The organism is Sphingomonas cannabina, from assembly GCF_021391395.1.
GTDB lineage: Bacteria > Pseudomonadota > Alphaproteobacteria > Sphingomonadales > Sphingomonadaceae > Sphingomonas > Sphingomonas cannabina.
In genome coordinates this window covers 4,066,311-4,082,143 of the sequence record NZ_CP090059.1, presented here as the reverse complement: position 1 = coordinate 4,082,143, position 15,833 = coordinate 4,066,311, and the positions used below count along the sequence as shown (strand labels likewise).

Genomic DNA, 15,833 nt, shown 5'->3' with positions numbered 1-15,833 from the left:
TTGATCCGGCATACAGAGCCAAGAGCCGCGTCGCCTGCGACCCTGGATCCCGGGTCATGCCCGGGATGACGCCGGGATTGATCTGGCGATCCGTCCTCCTCCTGCTAGGCCTAATCCTCGCCTTCACCTCTCCCGCCGTCGCCCAGGACAACGGCCGCTTCGTCGAGGTCGCGGCGATGCCCTCGGCCAATATCGCGCCGCCGCACGTCACCATCTGGCTGCCGCCGGGCTACGACGGCGGCAAGCGGCGCTACGGCGTGCTCTACATGCACGACGGGCAGAATCTGTTCGACCCCAATCTGTCGGCATTCAAGAAAGTGTGGGGCGTCGACGTCTCGATCCGGCGGCTGGTCGCGACGAAGCGGATCGCGCCGGTCATCGTCGTCGGCATCTGGAACCCGGGCAATGCGCGCTATCGACAATATCTGCCAAAGGCCGTCTACGATGCCGCGCCGGCATCGATCCGGACGGAACTCGACCGTCTCGCCGACGGCGCGATCAGTTCGGACGCCTATCTCCGCTTCATCGTCGACGAGCTCAAGCCGGCGATCGACCGCGACTATCGTACCCGACCCGACCGCGACCACACCGCGATCGCCGGGTCCAGCATGGGCGGACTGATCTCGCTGGCGGCGATCGCGCAATATCCGCGCGTCTTCGGCAAGGCGGCGCTCCTGTCGTCCCATTGGCCGCTCGGCAATCCTGCCACGATCGGGCCGTTCAATCCCGATGTCGCGGTGCTGTGGCGGACCTATCTCGACACCCGTCTCGGCGCCCCCGCCGGACGCCGCATCTGGAGCGACCACGGTACCGCGACGCTCGACGCCGCCTACGGCCCGTATCAGAAGGCGATCGATGCCGACTTCGCCCGCCTCGGCTGGAAGCGGGGCCGCGACTATGAGAGCCGCGTCTATCCCGGCGCCGCACACGAGGAGCTGAGCTGGGCCGCGCGCCTAGACGAGGTGCTCGGATGGCTGCTGGCGCGACGGTGAGCGAGACGGCGGACCAGGCGCTGGAGGAGGAGGGCAGGGTAGGCCAGCGCCGTCCGCTGCTCGGCTTCTGGCAGCTGTGGAACCTCTCGTTCGGCTTCCTCGGCATCCAGGTCGGCTTCGCGCTGCAGGGCGCGAACGTCAGCCGCATCTTCCAGACGCTCGGCGCCTCGATCGACGACCTGCCGATCCTGTGGATCGCAGGGCCGGTTACCGGCCTGATCGTCCAGCCGATCATCGGCCATTTCAGCGACCGCACCTGGGGCAGGCTCGGCCGGCGCCGGCCCTATTTCCTGATGGGCGCGATCCTCGCCTCGCTCGCGCTGGCGCTGTTCCCGAGCGCGTCGGCGCTGTGGATGGCGGCGGGGCTCCTCTGGATGCTCGACGCCTCGATCAACATCTCGATGGAGCCTTTCCGCGCCTTCGTCGGCGATATGGTCGATGAGCGGCAGCGCACGCGCGGCTATGCTTTCCAGACGATCTTCATCGGCACCGGCGCGGTGCTGGCCTCGCTCGCGCCCGCATTCCTCACCAAGGTGCTGGGCGTCAGCAATACCGCCGCGCCGGGGACGATCCCGCCGGCGGTCGCCTACGCCTTCCATATCGGCGCAGTAGCGTTGTTCGCGGCGGTGCTGTGGACGGTGCTGACGACGCGCGAATATTCGCCCGAGGAGCTGGCGCGGTTCGGCGCGACGACGGTCGAGGCGGAGCACGCACCGCTCGGCGCGCCGGGCGCGGCCGTCGGTGGCCTGTGGCTGGCGGTCGGGCTCGCGCTGGCGGCGGGCGTATGGTGGCTGGGCCTCGACAAGCCGCTCTACGTCCTCGGCTTCGGCCTTGCCGCGTTCGGCTCCGCGCAGATCGTCAACGCCGTCGCCGTGGCGCAGGGGCGGCGCGATTCGCTGCTCAACCATCTGCTGAGCGATCTCGCCAACATGCCGCCGACGATGCGCAAACTCGCGCTCGTCCAGTTCCTGTCGTGGTTCGGCCTGTTCATCCTGTGGATCTATGCGACGCCGATCGTCACCCGCTATCAGTTCGGCGCAACCGAAGCGGTGGGGCGAGCCTATAACGACGGCGCCGACTGGGTCGGCGTGCTGTTCGCGGTCTACAACGGCGTGGCAGCGCTCTACGCCTTCATCCTGCCCGCGCTCGCCGAGCGGATCGGCGCGACGCGGCTCCATGCGGTAAACCTCGTCGCCGGCGCGCTCGGCTTCGCTTCGGTGCTGCTGATCGCCAGCCCGACGCCGCTGATCCTGTCGATGGTCGGCATCGGCATGGCCTGGGCATCGATCCTGACCATCCCCTATTCTCTGCTCAGCGCCAGCCTGCCGCAGGCGAAGCTCGGTGTGTACATGGGTCTGTTCAACATCTTCATCGTGCTGCCGCAGCTCGTGGTGTCGAGCGTGATGGGCTCGCTCGCCCGCGCGCTCTATCCGGAGGCGCCGATCGTCTCGTTCCCGATCGCCGCCGCCTGCTTCGTCGGCGCGGCGATCCTGATCCTCAGGGTGCGCGAGGACCTACAATAGCACGCCGGCCAGCAGCGTTACGTTGAGCCCGATCACCACCGCGCAGATCAGCCAGGCCGCGGCGAGCAGCCATCCGCGGCTGGCATGCTCGCCCATCAATCGCCGGCTGCTGGTGAACTGGACGAGCGGCACCATCGCGAAGGGCAGCTGCAGGCTCAGCACCACCTGGCTCAGCACCAGCAGCCTGGCGGTGCCGCTCTCGCCATAGAGCCCGGCGACGATCGCCGCCGGCGCGATCGCGATCATCCGCGTGACCAGCCGCCGCAGCCACACCGGCAGGCGGATGTTGAGGAATCCCTCCATCACGATCTGGCCGGCGAGCGTGCCGGTTACGGTGGAATTCTGCCCCGAGGCAAGCAGGGCGATCGCGAAGATCACGCTCGCCGCGCCGACGCCGAGCACGGGGGTCAGCAGCCGATAGGCATCCTGGATCTCGGCGACCTCGGTGCGGCCGGTGGTATGGAAGGCGGCTGCGGCGAGGATCAGGATCGCGGCGTTGATGAACAGCGCCAGCATCAGCGCCACGCTCGAATCGATCGTCGCGAGCTTCAATGCCTCGCGCCTGCCGTCGGGCGTCGGGGCGAAGGCGCGCGTCTGCACCACCGCCGAGTGGAGATAGAGATTGTGCGGCATCACCGTCGCGCCGAGGATGCCGATCGCGATGTAGAGCATCGCTGGGTTGGTGACGATCTCCGGGCTGGGAATCAGTCCGCGCGCGATCCCCGCCAGACTGGGCTGGGCGAAGACGAGCTCGAGCGCGAAGCAGCCGGCGATGATGATCAGCAGGGCGACGATGAACGCCTCCAGCTTGCGGAATCCGTAGCGCTGGAGCGCGAGGATCAGGAGCACATCCACCGCGGTGATCGCGATGCCCGCGACCAGCGGGATGCCGAGCAGCAGCTGCAGCGCGATCGCGGTGCCGATCACCTCGGCCAGGTCGCAGGCGATGATCGCCAGCTCGCACAGCAGCCACAACGCGATGTTGACCGGACGCGAGTAGTTGGCGCGGCACGCCTGGGCCAGGTCCATGCCGCCGATGATGCCGAGCTTGGCCGACAGCGCCTGCAGCACCATCGCCATGATGTTCGACAGCAGGATGACCGAGAGCAGCGTATAGCCGAACGCCGACCCGCCGGCGAGGTCGGTCGCCCAGTTGCCCGGATCCATATAGCCGACCGCGACCAGATAGCCTGGCCCCGCGAACGCGCCGAGCTTGCGCCAGAAGCCCGCGACGGCCGGCACATGCACCGAGCGGTGGACCTCGGAAAGGCTTGGGGACAGGCTCGGCGAAGGCGGCGGCACGACAGCGTCGGCAACGGGCGGCGGCGCCATATGATCCTTTCCCCGGTTGATCCGGACCCTTTATGTGGTGCGCATCGTCCCGGCTCAACCGCCGAGCTCTACGGCGCGCGCGAAAACGGCCTCGAACATCTCCGCCGTCAGCCGGCCGGTGTTCTGGTTGTAGCGCGAGCAGTGATAGCTATCGATCAGGATACGCCCGTCGGGCATCCGGTGCTCCGCGAGATGGGCGAAACGCGCCTTGGGCAGCTTGCCGCCCAGCACCTTCACCGCCGACTGGTGCGCGATCTGGCCGAGCGCGACGAACACGCGCAGCCGGGGCAGCGCCGCGACCTGGCCGTCGAGGAAGGTCCGGCAGGTCCGGGTTTCCTCCGGTGTCGGCTTGTTCTCGGGCGGCAGGCATTTGACCGAATTGAGGATGACCGCGCCGGTGAGGCGCAGGCCGTCGTCGGGCCGTCCCTCGTAACGGCCGGCGGCGAGACCGAACTTCGCCAGCGTGCCGAACAGCAACTCGCCGGCATAGTCGCCGGTGAACGGCCGCCCGGTGCGGTTGGCGCCGTGCTTGCCGGGGGCAAGGCCGATGATGCCGAGCCAGCTTTCCGGATCACCGAACGCCGGAACGGGTGCATTCCACCAGCCTGGATGCTCGACCCTGAGCGCCTCCCGCAACGCCACCAGCCGCGGACAGCGCGGGCAGTCGCGCGGCGGCTCGGTTGCGGGAATGGGGCCGGGTGCGAAGCTCACGCATCTCCGCTAGGGCAGGCGCATGGGGCTCACAAGCTACGCGATCGCGCTGGGATCGAACCGGAGGGGGCGGCACGGCGGCCCGGAGGACGAGGTGCGCGCGGCGCTGGCGCTGCTGAAGCCGATCGCGGTTTCGCCGATCGTCGGCAGCGTCGCGATGGGCCCGTCCCTGCGCCGCTACGCCAATGCCGCCGCGATCGTCAGTACGGACGAGGCACCGGATGTCCTGCTCCGTCGCCTGAAGGCGATCGAGCACGCCTTCGGCCGCCGCCGCGGCCGGCGCTGGGGCGCCAGGGTGATCGACCTCGATATCATCCTCTGGTCCGAAGGCGCGTGGGCGAGCGCGGGCCTGATCGTGCCGCACATGGCTTTCCGCGAGCGCCTGTTCGTTCTCCAGCCGCTGGCCGCGATCGCGTCCCGCTGGCGCGATCCGGTGACCGGCCTCAGCGTCCATCACCTCCTCGCGCGGTTGACCCGGCCGCGCGCCACACGTAGGGCGCAGCCTTAGCGGTTCCGTAGCTCAGTCGGTAGGGCAAGCGGCTTTCAGCTGCGTGACGACCGGACTGATTATAGTGCAGATGCAAGTTGTTGGAGGAGGTCGCGAAACGGTTTTGATCGAGATTTGATAGTGAGGGCCCTTAGCTCAGTCGGTAGAGCAACTGACTTCGATTGGAGTCACCGCCGAGAAATTGGCGGATGAGAAGGTGTCAAAGTCGGGGAACCCGTCCGCGTCGCGGCGACGGCAATCCCGAGCCAAGCCCCGGCAACGGGGAAGGTGTAGAGGCCTGACGGCACCCACCTACGTCCTTCGGGATAAGGTGAAGGGAAGGTCCAGACCACGAACCCGGTAACGGGGCGGCGAAAGCCGAAGTGGGAGGTTAATCAGTAGGTCGCTGGTTCGAATCCAGCAGGGCTCACCAATTCGAGGTAATCTCATCAGCCTGCCGAACGCGACGAAGGAGCGGTCGAATAGACCGCTCCTTCTATATTCCGGGCCTAGTGCCTTCCCTCAACCTCCGGCAGTGTTTTGTCGCCGTGTCCGTCGATAGCGACGTTGACAGCCATCATTGCGCGAAACATGAGCTCCAGGGTCTGTTGTCCGTTATGAGGCGATGAGTCCTTCGATCAGTTCGAGTTGCATCGCTAGATCAGACAGGAAAACAATCTCAGGTGTTTCGAAATCTTCTAAGCAATGACTATCTGTCTCCTTCCGGAATGTTCTGCTCTGTTCGAGTGCCTGCGATGATCATCTGGCGTTCGACGCTGCGCGATGCTATGTTTAAGTAATTCGAACTCTAGATTTAATTGTGTTTTGTTTTGTAGAAGTGGCGATCCGCCGGCAAGATGAATTCAATATCAGGATATTCTGGTTAATAAGAACTTCGTTGCACTCTAGACAAAATCAAATCGACTTCCCATAGAGTCTATCCGTTTTACGGGGGGATTCATGGCCATTTTTTCCGCTAGGCGGCGAGCTTATCGCTATGCGTTGAGTGTGAGCGCGCTTGCAGTCGCGGCGCTTTCCGGCACCGCGGCATCGGCGCAGTGCGTCCCCGATCCCCCCCTCGCCGACCAGACGACCAAGTGCGATGGCACGCAGACCGGCGGTCTCGTTGTGGCATCCGACCGAAGCACGGTTCAGATCAGTGAGGGGGCCGTCCTTTCGTCATCCACAGCGGCTGCCCTGCTCGTTGCGCGTCAAAGCGGCGCCAGTTACTCCAACACCACGACCATTGTCGCCGATGGCGCCGTCCAGGGAATCGGTCAGTACGGCATCGAGTTTCGCACCGGCGCTCGCAATGCCAGTTTCAATACCTCCGAAACGCTCAGGCTGACCGTCGGCGCAAGCGGTAGCGTCACCGGCACGACCGGCATCGCCATGACGGGCTCGGCCGCCAATCCGTACGGTTACACCTTCCTGGTGCTGGACAATAGCGGCACGATCAGCGGAACCAGCGGGCGGGCGATCCAAGTGGCGCCGAACGTGGGGTCCTATCTCGACATCGTGAATCAGGAATCGGGCGTGATCGGCGCGATCAGCGGCGTCTTCTCCCGTCTGGACAACAAGGGCGTGATCGACGGCGGCCAGAACAGCGCCATCGACGGCCGAGTTTCCGGCTACATCGGTCCTTCCGCAACGCTCAGTAACAGCGGGATCATCACCTCGAGCGGTGCTGCCGCCACCGTCATGGGCATCGGCTACAATTATACCCTGATCAATTCGGGCACGATCTCCAATTCCGGCACGGGCATGGCGATCGACGGCAACGGCATCCGTTTGACCAACGAGACGGGCGGCAGCATCCGGGCCGGCAGCGACGGCACGGCGATCCGTGCGGCCGACGGGGGCTTGCAACTGGTCAATTCGGGCACGATCGACGGCGATGTCCTGATCCAGACGGCGCCGGCCACCTATGTCGCGAACAGCTCGGTCGATTCCACCCGCGGCGCGATCAACGGCGATCTGATCTTCGGTGCGGGTAACGATACGCTCGTTGCCACGATGAAGGACGGCGCGCTGTTCACCGGCGTCACCGGAGCAATCAACGGCGGCGAGGGCAATGACGGCATCCTCCTCGACATCCGGCAGGACAGCACGATCGCGACCGGCATCTCGGTGCCGGGGTTCGACTATCTGCGGATCGCCACGGCGTCGGACGCGACGACGACCCTGGCGGATGGCTTCGCCTGGGCGGGGCCGCTCACCCTTTCCGGCAGCGGGACGGTGATCAACCGGACCAATCTGGTCGCGAACGGCTATCTCGGGCTGCAGGCAGGTGACGGCTATGCGTACAGCCTTGAATTCTCCAACCTCGGGACGATTACCGGCAATTCCAACGGCAACGGCGGAGCCATATCGCTGTACGGCATGGCATTCGACAATGCCGGGACGATCGACATCATAGGCGATGCGCTGCGCGCCGGTGGCAGTGTCGATTTTACCAACAGCGGCACGATAACGGCGACCAACAACGCGGTTGTATTCAGTTGGGGCCCCTTCGCGAACAGCGGTACGATCCGCTCGACGGCGGGCACCGCGCTCACCATCGAATGGGGCGCCGGTAATCAGATCGAAAACAGCGGCACGATCGATGGTGCCAAGGTCGGAGTCCGCCAGATGGGCGGAACTCTGTTCAACAGCGGTCTGATCTCCTCTGCCGGAACGGCTGTGGTCGCCGGCGGCACGCTCTACAATCAGGCGGGAGGTGTGATCCGCGGCGGCACCATGGCCATCGGACCGGAAGCCGGTGCGGGCGGGGTCTACGGGGCAACGGTCATCAATGCCGGCACGATCGAAGGCGACGTCTACCTCGCCAGCAACTCGCCATATAGCGGCAACACCTTCTTTGCCCAGAAAGGCGGCGTCCTCAACGGCGACCTGACGCTCAGCAAGAGCGACACGTTCATCGCCGATCTGAGCAGCCGGACCGGCAGCGGCTTCACCGGCATCAACGGCACGGTGACCGCCAATGGCGCGGCGCTTCGCTACCAGGTCACGTCCGACGCGACCCAGATGCTGGGCAAAGTCGCCGATTTCGGCAGCGTCAGCTATGAGGTGGCCGAGGGGGCAACGCTCGGCCTGAATGCCGCCAGGGCACGAACCGAGAGCCTGACGCTCGGCGGGCACGGCACGGTCGACCTCGATGCCGATTTCACAATCACGGACGGCACGGCGATCACCGTCGCCGCCCCCTTCCAGCTTCCTGGTGCGTCCTGGGAAAATTCCGATCTCCTGATCGTCAGTCACGGTGACATCACTATCCGCCGACAGGACACCGGCGCCCTGACCTATCCGGAATATGGCGCAGCGGTCTATCTCGGCTCCGCCGGGCAGTTCACCAACAAGGGCACGATCAGCTACCAGAACGCGCTGCCGGCCAATTTCGCCCTGCCTGTCGTCATCCGCGAAGGCGGCAAGGTCGTCAACGACGGGACGATCCTGCTGGATCGCGCCATCGCGATCAGCGGCGCTGCGGAGGTGATCAACAACGGCTCCATCATCGAGGCGCCCGGCGGAACGGCATCGCAAGGCATCACCGCCCGTGAAGTTACCAACAACGGCATCGTAAGGGTCGGCAACCAGGCCGTCTGGGTCGACAGCTCCAGTACGAGCATCGACAATGCCGGCACGTTGGAGAGCCTGACCACGGCGGCGATTTCCGGCTATACTGCGACGATCCGGAATGATGCTGCCGGCGTGATCCGCGGCGGCAACGGCACTGCCATTCAGCTCCAGGGCGGATCGGTCGTCAACAGCGGCTCGATCATTGGCACGGTCGATCTCGCCTATGCCCCTTACGGCGGCCAGTCCTATTATCCGAGCAGTTACATCGCGCAGGGCGGTACGCTCCAGGGGGATCTGCTGTTCGGTGCCGGGAACGATCTCTTTTACGCCAAATCCGGGACGACGGGCGTGACCGGCATCATCGATGGCGGGGAGGGGAGGGACATCTTCGGCACGGAATATGCCGAAACGAGCACAGTCGCCGTCGATCGTCCGATCACCGAAGCACGAAATTTCGAGGAGCGGCTTTCGGTCGCATCAGGATCCGACACGACGCTGACACTGGTCGCCGACACGGTCCTGACCAGCGCCATCAACGTGGGCGGCGATGGCAGGATCATCAACCGCGCCTCCACAACCGATCTCGTCGGCACCTATCAGACGAGCCTTCTGACCATCCCGCCGATATTGGCAAGCTTCACGAACGAAGCCGATATCGGCGGCGCGTCGATCAGCACGCGCAGCTTCACCAACAGCGGCAACATCGGCACCTACGGCGCCTGGATTTCGGCCAACGATGTCGTGAACTTCGACAATTCGGGAAGTATCGCCGGCACGACGGGCTATTTCCGATCGGCCGTGTATCTAGGGGCATCCGATCTATCGACGCTGACGGCCAGCAACGACGGCATCATCGACGGCGGCATGACGATCGCCATGCGATTTTCGACAACGGCCACTTCGCCGGCAGCCAGCATCGTCAACAAGGGCACGATACGGTCGACCGAGGTCGCCGCGGTCAACATTACGGCGTCGGGCAACGGCGGCAAAGGCGCCATTTCCTTCGACAACCAAGGTGTGATCGAGGGCGATCTGGCGGGCATTTCTGTTTACAGCCGTTTCGATTATCCGGTGAACACCGTCGCCGACACGATCACGGCGGTGTCCCTCACCAACTCCGGCACGATCCGCACCTCGGGTGACGGCGTTCGCTTCGACAGCGTCGATTACCAGGGGAATCCCCTCACTTATGTGTATCCCGCTGTCACGATCCGCGCTGCGGCCCCTGCCGGCCTGTCTCTGAACAACAAGGCCGGTGGGCTGATCGCTGCGGACGGGCAGGATTCGATCGCGATCCTCTCCGCCGCCGGCGCTCTGACGCTGGTCAACGACGGCATCGTCCGTGGCAGCGGCTGGATCGACACCGGCAGCGCTCGCCTGGCTGGCGCCGTGCAGACGGGTGCAGCGGACGACTATATCCGCAACAACGGCACGATCGCCGGTTCCCTCGCCCTGGGGGATGGCAGCAACCGCGTGGAGAATTACGGGACGATCGACGGCGACGTCACCTTCGGCTCGGGCGACGACAGCTATACCCAGTCGGCCAGCGGCGTGCTGACCGGCACGGTCGACGGTGGGGCGGGCATCAACGCGTTGATCGTGGATGCCGACGCCAACGGCACATATCAGGCGTCGCGCTATCGGAACTTCCAGAATCTCCGGCAGATCGGCAGCGGGACGATCGTCTACGCCGAACCCGCCAGCTTCGACTCCATCGAGGTTTCGAACGGCATTTTCCGCGTCGCGGAGAACAACTCGATCAACAGCCTGGGCACGTTCGCGATCATCGGTGGCCGGGTCGTCGGCGCGCTCGGCTCGACCATGACCGCGAGGCGCTTCGACGTCGCCAGCGGCGCGACCTTCGGCAGCGCCGGGACCGTCAACGGCGATGTGAACGTCCAAGGCACATTGAGCCCGGGCGCTTCCCCCGGCACGATGACCATCAACGGCGCATTGTCGCTGGCGAGCGGCTCCACCACGCTCTTCGAGATAACGCCGACCGTCAGCGATGCCATCGTCGTCAATGGCAAGGTCACCATCGCGGACGGCGCGACACTCACCCTCACCGGGTCGCGGCCGCTCACGCCGGGCGTGACCTATGACCTCATCACGGCGAGCGACAGCATCTCCGGCCGCTTCAGCACGATCAATGCCCCTGCCACATTGGGCCTGATCGTCCAGACGGCCGACGGCATCGAATTGCGCGGGCAGTTCATGCTGACGGCAGGTGCCAATGCGCAGGCGGCGCGGGTCGCCGATTATCTGAACGGCGTGCTGGCCGACGCATCCCTGCCGGCCGCGATGCTCGCCGCCGTCCCGTCCCTGCTCGACGCCAACGGCTTTGCGAGCGACACGGCAATGCGGCAGCTCTCGCCGGAAGCCTATGCCTCGGCCACCCAAATCGGCGTCGAGAAGGGGCTGGCGCTGGTCTCGGCCAGTCGGAGCTTCGCCATGGGGGAGGGGCGCAGCGACGCGGGGCTTTTCACCTTCGGACAGGTGTTCGGCGGCTGGCGTGACTTGCCCGGACAGGCTGCCAGAGGAACGGCCCGCGCCGACATTTCGGCTCATGGGCTCGTCGGCGGCGTGGGCTACGGCTCCGAGCGGGCGTCGATCGGCGCATTCGTCGGCTGGGCGAGCGCTTCGCAGCGCCTTCGCGAGCTGGGCGCCAGCACCGATGCGGACGGCGTCATCGCAGGCGTTGTCGGCAAGCTGCAGGTCGATCGGGTCGCGGTGACTGCGTTGGTCGCGCATGACGGCAGCAACGCCGACACCGATCGCGCGCTTCCCGGCGACAAGGCTCGCGGGCATTACGATCTGAACAGCTGGATCTATGACGTCCATCTCAGCTACGACTTCGATCTGTCGGACGGCTGGACGCTCAGTCCCGAGCTGGGCGCGACACGGATCGATACAAAGCGCGCAGCGGTGCGGGAGGCGGACGGTACGCCCTTCGACTTGTCGGTGAGCGGCGCCAAGACCGACGCCACTTTCCTGGGCGCTGCCCTGAAGCTGACCGGCAGCCCGAGCCATATGTTGCAGCCGTGGCTCTCGGCAGGAGCGCGCAGCCAGCTATCCGGGCGGACGGTGACCGCCAGGGCCGATTTCACGGACATCTCAACCGGATCGATGCTTGCCTATGGTGCGGGGAGAAGCCGTACCCTGGCCACGGTTTCCGCCGGACTGAACGCGCGTCTTTCGCAATCGACCATGCTCATGGCCCGTGTCGGCAGCGAATTCGGCGCCGATAGTACGGGTCAGGAAGCGAGCGTCGGCCTGCAGATGCGTTTTTAGAGAGAGCAGGCGCGGGGGCGACATTGTGGATCGACCGATCCAGGAACATCGGATCGATCCATAATCTTCCGTGCAGGACATTGCATCGGCAGGAGATCGACCAAAGACGGATATGAGGCGGGAAAGGCAACTAGGTTCAACCTCATCCGACCCGAGCGCTTAGCCGATGTAGATCGCGCGCGCCGCGTCCTCGACCGCCTGCATCGCGATACGATAGGGGCCGGGACCGTAGCTGATCCGGGCGACACCAGCCGCGGCGAACTCGGCGTTGGAGGGCGCGCCGGGCCAGGTCATCGCGTTCACCGGCAGCGGCGATTCGCGGCAGACGCGCGCGAGCAGGTCGAGGTCGACCAGCCCAGGTACGAAGAAGCCGTTGGCGCCGGCTTCGGCGTAGGCATGGGCGCGGGCGATGGCGTCTTCCGCCTTGGCGGCGTCATGCGTGTCGGGTTTGGCCTGGAGGAAGATGTCGGTGCGCGCGTTGATGAAGAAATCCGCGCCCGCCGCCTTGCGCGCGACGGCGATGCGGGCGGCATGATCCGCTGCCGGGCGGAGGCCGCCGCCGGCGAGGCCGTCCTCGAAGTTGCAGCCGATCGCACCCGTGGCCGCGAGCGCGGTGACGTTGGCGGCGAGGCCTTCTGCGTCGGCGGCATAGCCGGCCTCGAAGTCGATAGTGACGGGAAGGTCAACGGCACCCACGATCCGTGCGGCGTTGGCGATCACGAGGTCGACCGGCACGCCTTCGCCGTCGGCGAGACCGTGTGCGTCGGCGACCGACCAGCTGCCGGTGGCGATCGCCCGGGCACCGGCGCGCGCGACCGCGCGGGCGCTGCCGGCGTCCCAGGCGTTGAACAGCACGAGCGGCGTGCCGGCGACGTGGAGCGCGGTGAACTGCTGGAACTTCGACATGGCTTCTCCCTCTCCGTGACTCGAACCGCTCTTTACCGCATCCGGCGGAAACCCGGACGATGATCAGGCGATGGCAGGGGGCGGCGGCGAATGCCTCCTGAAACTTGCGGTCAACCCCGGCAGCGCGGCGGCCAGCCTGGCTGGGGCTTGCCGATCATCACCAGCTCACCGGACTTGCCGTCGCCAACGTCGCGCGCGATCAGCACCGCCTTGCCGTCGGGCGCGAACAGCGCGCCGATCTCGGTGCGGTTGACGTTGTAGCCCGGGCCGAGCTTCGTTCTTTGCAGCCAGCCATGCGGGCCGCGGTGGCTTTCGTAATAGCCCTCGGCGGTTGCGATCAGCATGCGCGTGCCGTCGGGAGAGACCAGCGGCTCGTAATCGTCGCCGGGGCCGTTGATCGCGGGGCCGGCGCTCTCGACCGTCCAGCCGCCGTTCGTCCGGCGGGCGCGCCAGATATCGGTCTTGCCGATGCCGCCGGGGCGGTTCGAGCCGAAATAGAGCCAGCCATCGGGCGCTTCGCGGGGGAACCACTCCTGCCCATCCGAATTGATCGGCGCCGGCAGCCGTTCGGGCGTGCCCCAGCGGCCGTCTGCCCTGCGCGAGACGGTCCAGATATCCAGGTCCTTGCGGCGGATGCCGTCGGTGCTGCGGTTCGAGATGAACCACAACCGGCGGCCGCCGTCGGTGAAGACCGGGTCGGCCTCCAGCCCGTCGCCGGCGATCGGGGCGTCCCTAGCTGCTTCCCAGCCGCGCGGGCCGCAGCGGCTGTAGAGAATGCGCCAGCCGCTGAAATCGGGTTTCGAGCGGACGAACCAGACGTCGCCGGTCAGGGGATCGAAGGCGGGATGCGATTCGAACTGATCGGTCGAGAGCGGGGCGGGCGGAGTCCAGCCGGCATCGGCCGCGAGGGCGGCGGGAGAGAGGACGGCAGCCGCAACCATCACCGTCTGACGCCACGCGCGCATCGTCTCCGCTCCCCATTCGTTCCTGTTATGTGCCAATGCGTACCGGCAAGGATGAGGAGAGGCAAGCCCGGCAGCCTTGCAGACGACGGCCGATTGGGCGACCGTGCAACCGGGGACCGGGGAAAGAATCGGCAATGGTGTTCGGGGGAAGGCGGCTCCAGGTCAGCGAGCCGGCGGGCGAATGGAGCATGCCGGCCGGTGTCGACGAGCGGTACGGGCCGCTAGTCGCGCGGCTGGAACGCGAAGCGGCGCAGCGGCCGCGCGGATATGCGCGCAAGGTCGTGCTGGCCGCTCTGCTCGGCTATGGTTTCGTCGGCCTGGTGGTCCTGGCGCTGGCGGCGATCGCCGTGGCGATGGTCGCGATGATCTTCTTCTTTCACTGGGCGGCAGGGCTCGAGATCAAGATCGCCATCATTTGCGGCATCGTCGGCCTCGCCATCCTGCGGTCGCTCATCGTGCGGGCGGAGCCGATCGAAGGACGCAGGCTCGATGCCGCCGAGGCGCCGGCGCTACACGTCATGGTCGAGCAGCTCCGGCGAGCGACGGGCGGGCCGCGCATCCATGAGGTGGTGGTTACGGGCGAGTTCAACGCCGCGATCGTCCAGCAGCCGCGGTTCGGACTGTTCGGCGGATCGTTCAATACGCTGATCCTCGGCCTGCCCTTGCTGCAGGGCCTGAGCCGCGACGAGGTGACTGCGGTGATCGGGCACGAGCTCGGCCATTTCGTCGGCGCGCACGGCCGGTGGACCGCCTTCACTTATCGCGTACGTCTGCGCTGGTGGCAGATCGCGTCCGCTCTCGAGCATGGCGCGACGGCAAGCGTGATGCGGTGGTTCGTGCGCCGCTACGTGCCTTGGTTCAATGCCTATAGTTTCGTGCTCGCCCGTCAGCAGGAATTCGAGGCTGACCGGACGGCGGCACGGGTGACTGATCAGGCGACCGCCGGGGCGGCGCTGGTGCGCGTGCGACTTCAGAGCGAGCGCTTCGATCGGAGCTGGCAACGGCTATGGTCGGAGTCGCATCAGCATGACGCGCCGACGGCCATGCCTTTTCGAAGCGCCGCGGAGCATCTGACACGAGCGGAAGGTGACGGCGCCGACCGCCAGGGTCTGGAGGCGGCGCTCGCGGTCGCAACGGGGCTTGGCGATACGCATCCGAGTCTGGCCGATCGCCTCCGCGCCCTGGGCTGCGAGGGGCGAGTGCCGCAGCCCCTGGTTAGAAGCGCTGCGGACGAACTGCTCGGGCCGATCGCCGATCGGCTGGCAGACGAACTGGATGAGAGCTGGTGGCGGACCGCCAGCGAATGGTGGGCCGAGGCGAGGGAAAGGCGGCGGCAGGAGATCGCCGACCTCGACGCGCTCGAGGAGCGCCTGTCCCGCGGTGAGCTGACGCGCGAGGAGCAGGAGCATCATCTCGATCTGGTTCGCACGGTGCGCGGCGACGCGGCGGCGATACCCTATCTGCGCGCGTTGCTTGCGAGCGAACCCGACCTGCACGGCCTGCGCTTCCATCTGGGCGAGCTGCTCCTCCGCACCGGGGACGAGGCGGGAATCGCGGAGCTCGAAGCGGCGGCGGAGGCGGTGCCGATGCTGGAGGCGGCTGCGTGCGACCTGATCGCAGGCCATCTGAGCGATGCCGGCCGCCATGCCGAAATCGAACCGTGGATCGAGCGGCTGCATCGGGCCGCGCTCCGCGAGAATCTCGCCGAGAAGGAGCGGCGCGAGATCGATCCGGCCGTCGAGCTGCTCCCGCTCGACTGGAGCGACGAGGTGCGCGAGGCCGTGCGACAGCGGCTGAGTCAGGTCGTCGGCCTTCGCCAAGTCCGTGCGGCCCGGCGGCGGTTTCCGGGCAGCGGCGGCGAGCAGATCGTGTTCGTCTTCTCCGGCCATGCCGGCGCCGACGGGCAGGAGGTGATCGACGGGGTGATCGCCGTCCTGCTCGATTATGGCGACACGCTCGGCTTCCAGCGCACGCGGCAGGTCGCCTGGCTCGACCGGCGGCTGGCCAGGGTCGCCGGCAGCGAGCTCCATGCGGAGGACGCCTAGAC

9 protein-coding genes are annotated in these 15,833 nt (G+C 66.5%); 5 read left to right on the top strand and 4 right to left on the bottom strand.

Translation table 11 applies throughout. From position 1 onward, the window contains the following. Positions 1-56 precede the first annotated feature (56 nt). On the top strand, positions 57-992 hold the full coding sequence (locus LZK98_RS19195; protein ID WP_233784111.1) for an alpha/beta hydrolase: 936 nt from the start codon (positions 57-59) through the stop codon (positions 990-992). Continuing rightward, positions 971-2,515, top strand: coding sequence for an MFS transporter (locus LZK98_RS19190; RefSeq protein WP_233784110.1), 1,545 nt, complete (start codon positions 971-973; stop codon positions 2,513-2,515). The genes LZK98_RS19195 and LZK98_RS19190 overlap by 22 nt, the downstream gene beginning before the upstream one ends. Here LZK98_RS19190 and LZK98_RS19185 read toward each other — a convergent pair. Further along, on the bottom strand, positions 2,507-3,847 hold the full coding sequence (locus tag LZK98_RS19185; RefSeq protein WP_233784109.1) for an Nramp family divalent metal transporter: 1,341 nt from the start codon (positions 3,845-3,847) through the stop codon (positions 2,507-2,509). The genes LZK98_RS19190 and LZK98_RS19185 overlap by 9 nt on opposite strands. A gap of 54 nt (positions 3,848-3,901) precedes the next feature. After that, positions 3,902-4,558: a uracil-DNA glycosylase gene (locus tag LZK98_RS19180; RefSeq protein ID WP_233784108.1), complete on the bottom strand. Its 657-nt coding sequence runs from the start codon at positions 4,556-4,558 to the stop codon at positions 3,902-3,904. Positions 4,559-4,580: 22 nt separating this feature from the next. Between LZK98_RS19180 and folK the strand changes: the two genes are divergently transcribed. Beyond that, the gene (folK, locus tag LZK98_RS19175; RefSeq protein WP_233784107.1) at positions 4,581-5,066 is read left to right on the top strand and encodes a 2-amino-4-hydroxy-6-hydroxymethyldihydropteridine diphosphokinase; all 486 of its coding nucleotides are present in this window, start codon (positions 4,581-4,583) and stop codon (positions 5,064-5,066) included. 939 nt (positions 5,067-6,005) lie between these two features. Next, positions 6,006-11,915: an autotransporter outer membrane beta-barrel domain-containing protein gene (locus tag LZK98_RS19170; RefSeq protein ID WP_233784106.1), complete on the top strand. Its 5,910-nt coding sequence runs from the start codon at positions 6,006-6,008 to the stop codon at positions 11,913-11,915. Positions 11,916-12,074: 159 nt separating this feature from the next. Here the strand turns inward: LZK98_RS19170 and LZK98_RS19165 are convergent, their stop codons facing one another. Both LZK98_RS19165 and LZK98_RS19160 read right to left on the bottom strand, forming a co-directional pair. Further along, positions 12,075-12,821, bottom strand: coding sequence for an isocitrate lyase/PEP mutase family protein (locus LZK98_RS19165; protein WP_233784105.1), 747 nt, complete (start codon positions 12,819-12,821; stop codon positions 12,075-12,077). 110 nt (positions 12,822-12,931) lie between these two features. Then, a complete protein-coding gene (locus tag LZK98_RS19160; RefSeq protein ID WP_233784104.1) occupies positions 12,932-13,786 on the bottom strand; it encodes a TolB-like translocation protein in 855 nt (284 codons plus the stop codon). A gap of 134 nt (positions 13,787-13,920) precedes the next feature. Between LZK98_RS19160 and LZK98_RS19155 the strand changes: the two genes are divergently transcribed. Continuing rightward, positions 13,921-15,831, top strand: a complete 1,911-nt coding sequence (locus LZK98_RS19155) for a M48 family metallopeptidase (RefSeq protein WP_233784103.1) — start codon at positions 13,921-13,923, stop codon at positions 15,829-15,831. Positions 15,832-15,833 lie beyond the last annotated feature (2 nt).

What these genes read in the sequence shown, in the direction of transcription:
- LZK98_RS19185 (WP_233784109.1), bottom strand. Translation starts at nt 3,847, where the DNA reads ATGGCGCCGCCGCCCGTTGCCGACGCTGTCGTGCCGCCGCCTTCGCCG.
- LZK98_RS19155 (WP_233784103.1), top strand. Translation starts at nt 13,921, where the DNA reads ATGGTGTTCGGGGGAAGGCGGCTCCAGGTCAGCGAGCCGGCGGGCGAA.
- LZK98_RS19195 (WP_233784111.1), top strand. Translation starts at nt 57, where the DNA reads ATGCCCGGGATGACGCCGGGATTGATCTGGCGATCCGTCCTCCTCCTG.
- folK (WP_233784107.1), top strand. Translation starts at nt 4,581, where the DNA reads ATGGGGCTCACAAGCTACGCGATCGCGCTGGGATCGAACCGGAGGGGG.
- LZK98_RS19165 (WP_233784105.1), bottom strand. Translation starts at nt 12,821, where the DNA reads ATGTCGAAGTTCCAGCAGTTCACCGCGCTCCACGTCGCCGGCACGCCG.
- LZK98_RS19160 (WP_233784104.1), bottom strand. Translation starts at nt 13,786, where the DNA reads ATGCGCGCGTGGCGTCAGACGGTGATGGTTGCGGCTGCCGTCCTCTCT.
- LZK98_RS19170 (WP_233784106.1), top strand. Translation starts at nt 6,006, where the DNA reads ATGGCCATTTTTTCCGCTAGGCGGCGAGCTTATCGCTATGCGTTGAGT.
- LZK98_RS19190 (WP_233784110.1), top strand. Translation starts at nt 971, where the DNA reads ATGGCTGCTGGCGCGACGGTGAGCGAGACGGCGGACCAGGCGCTGGAG.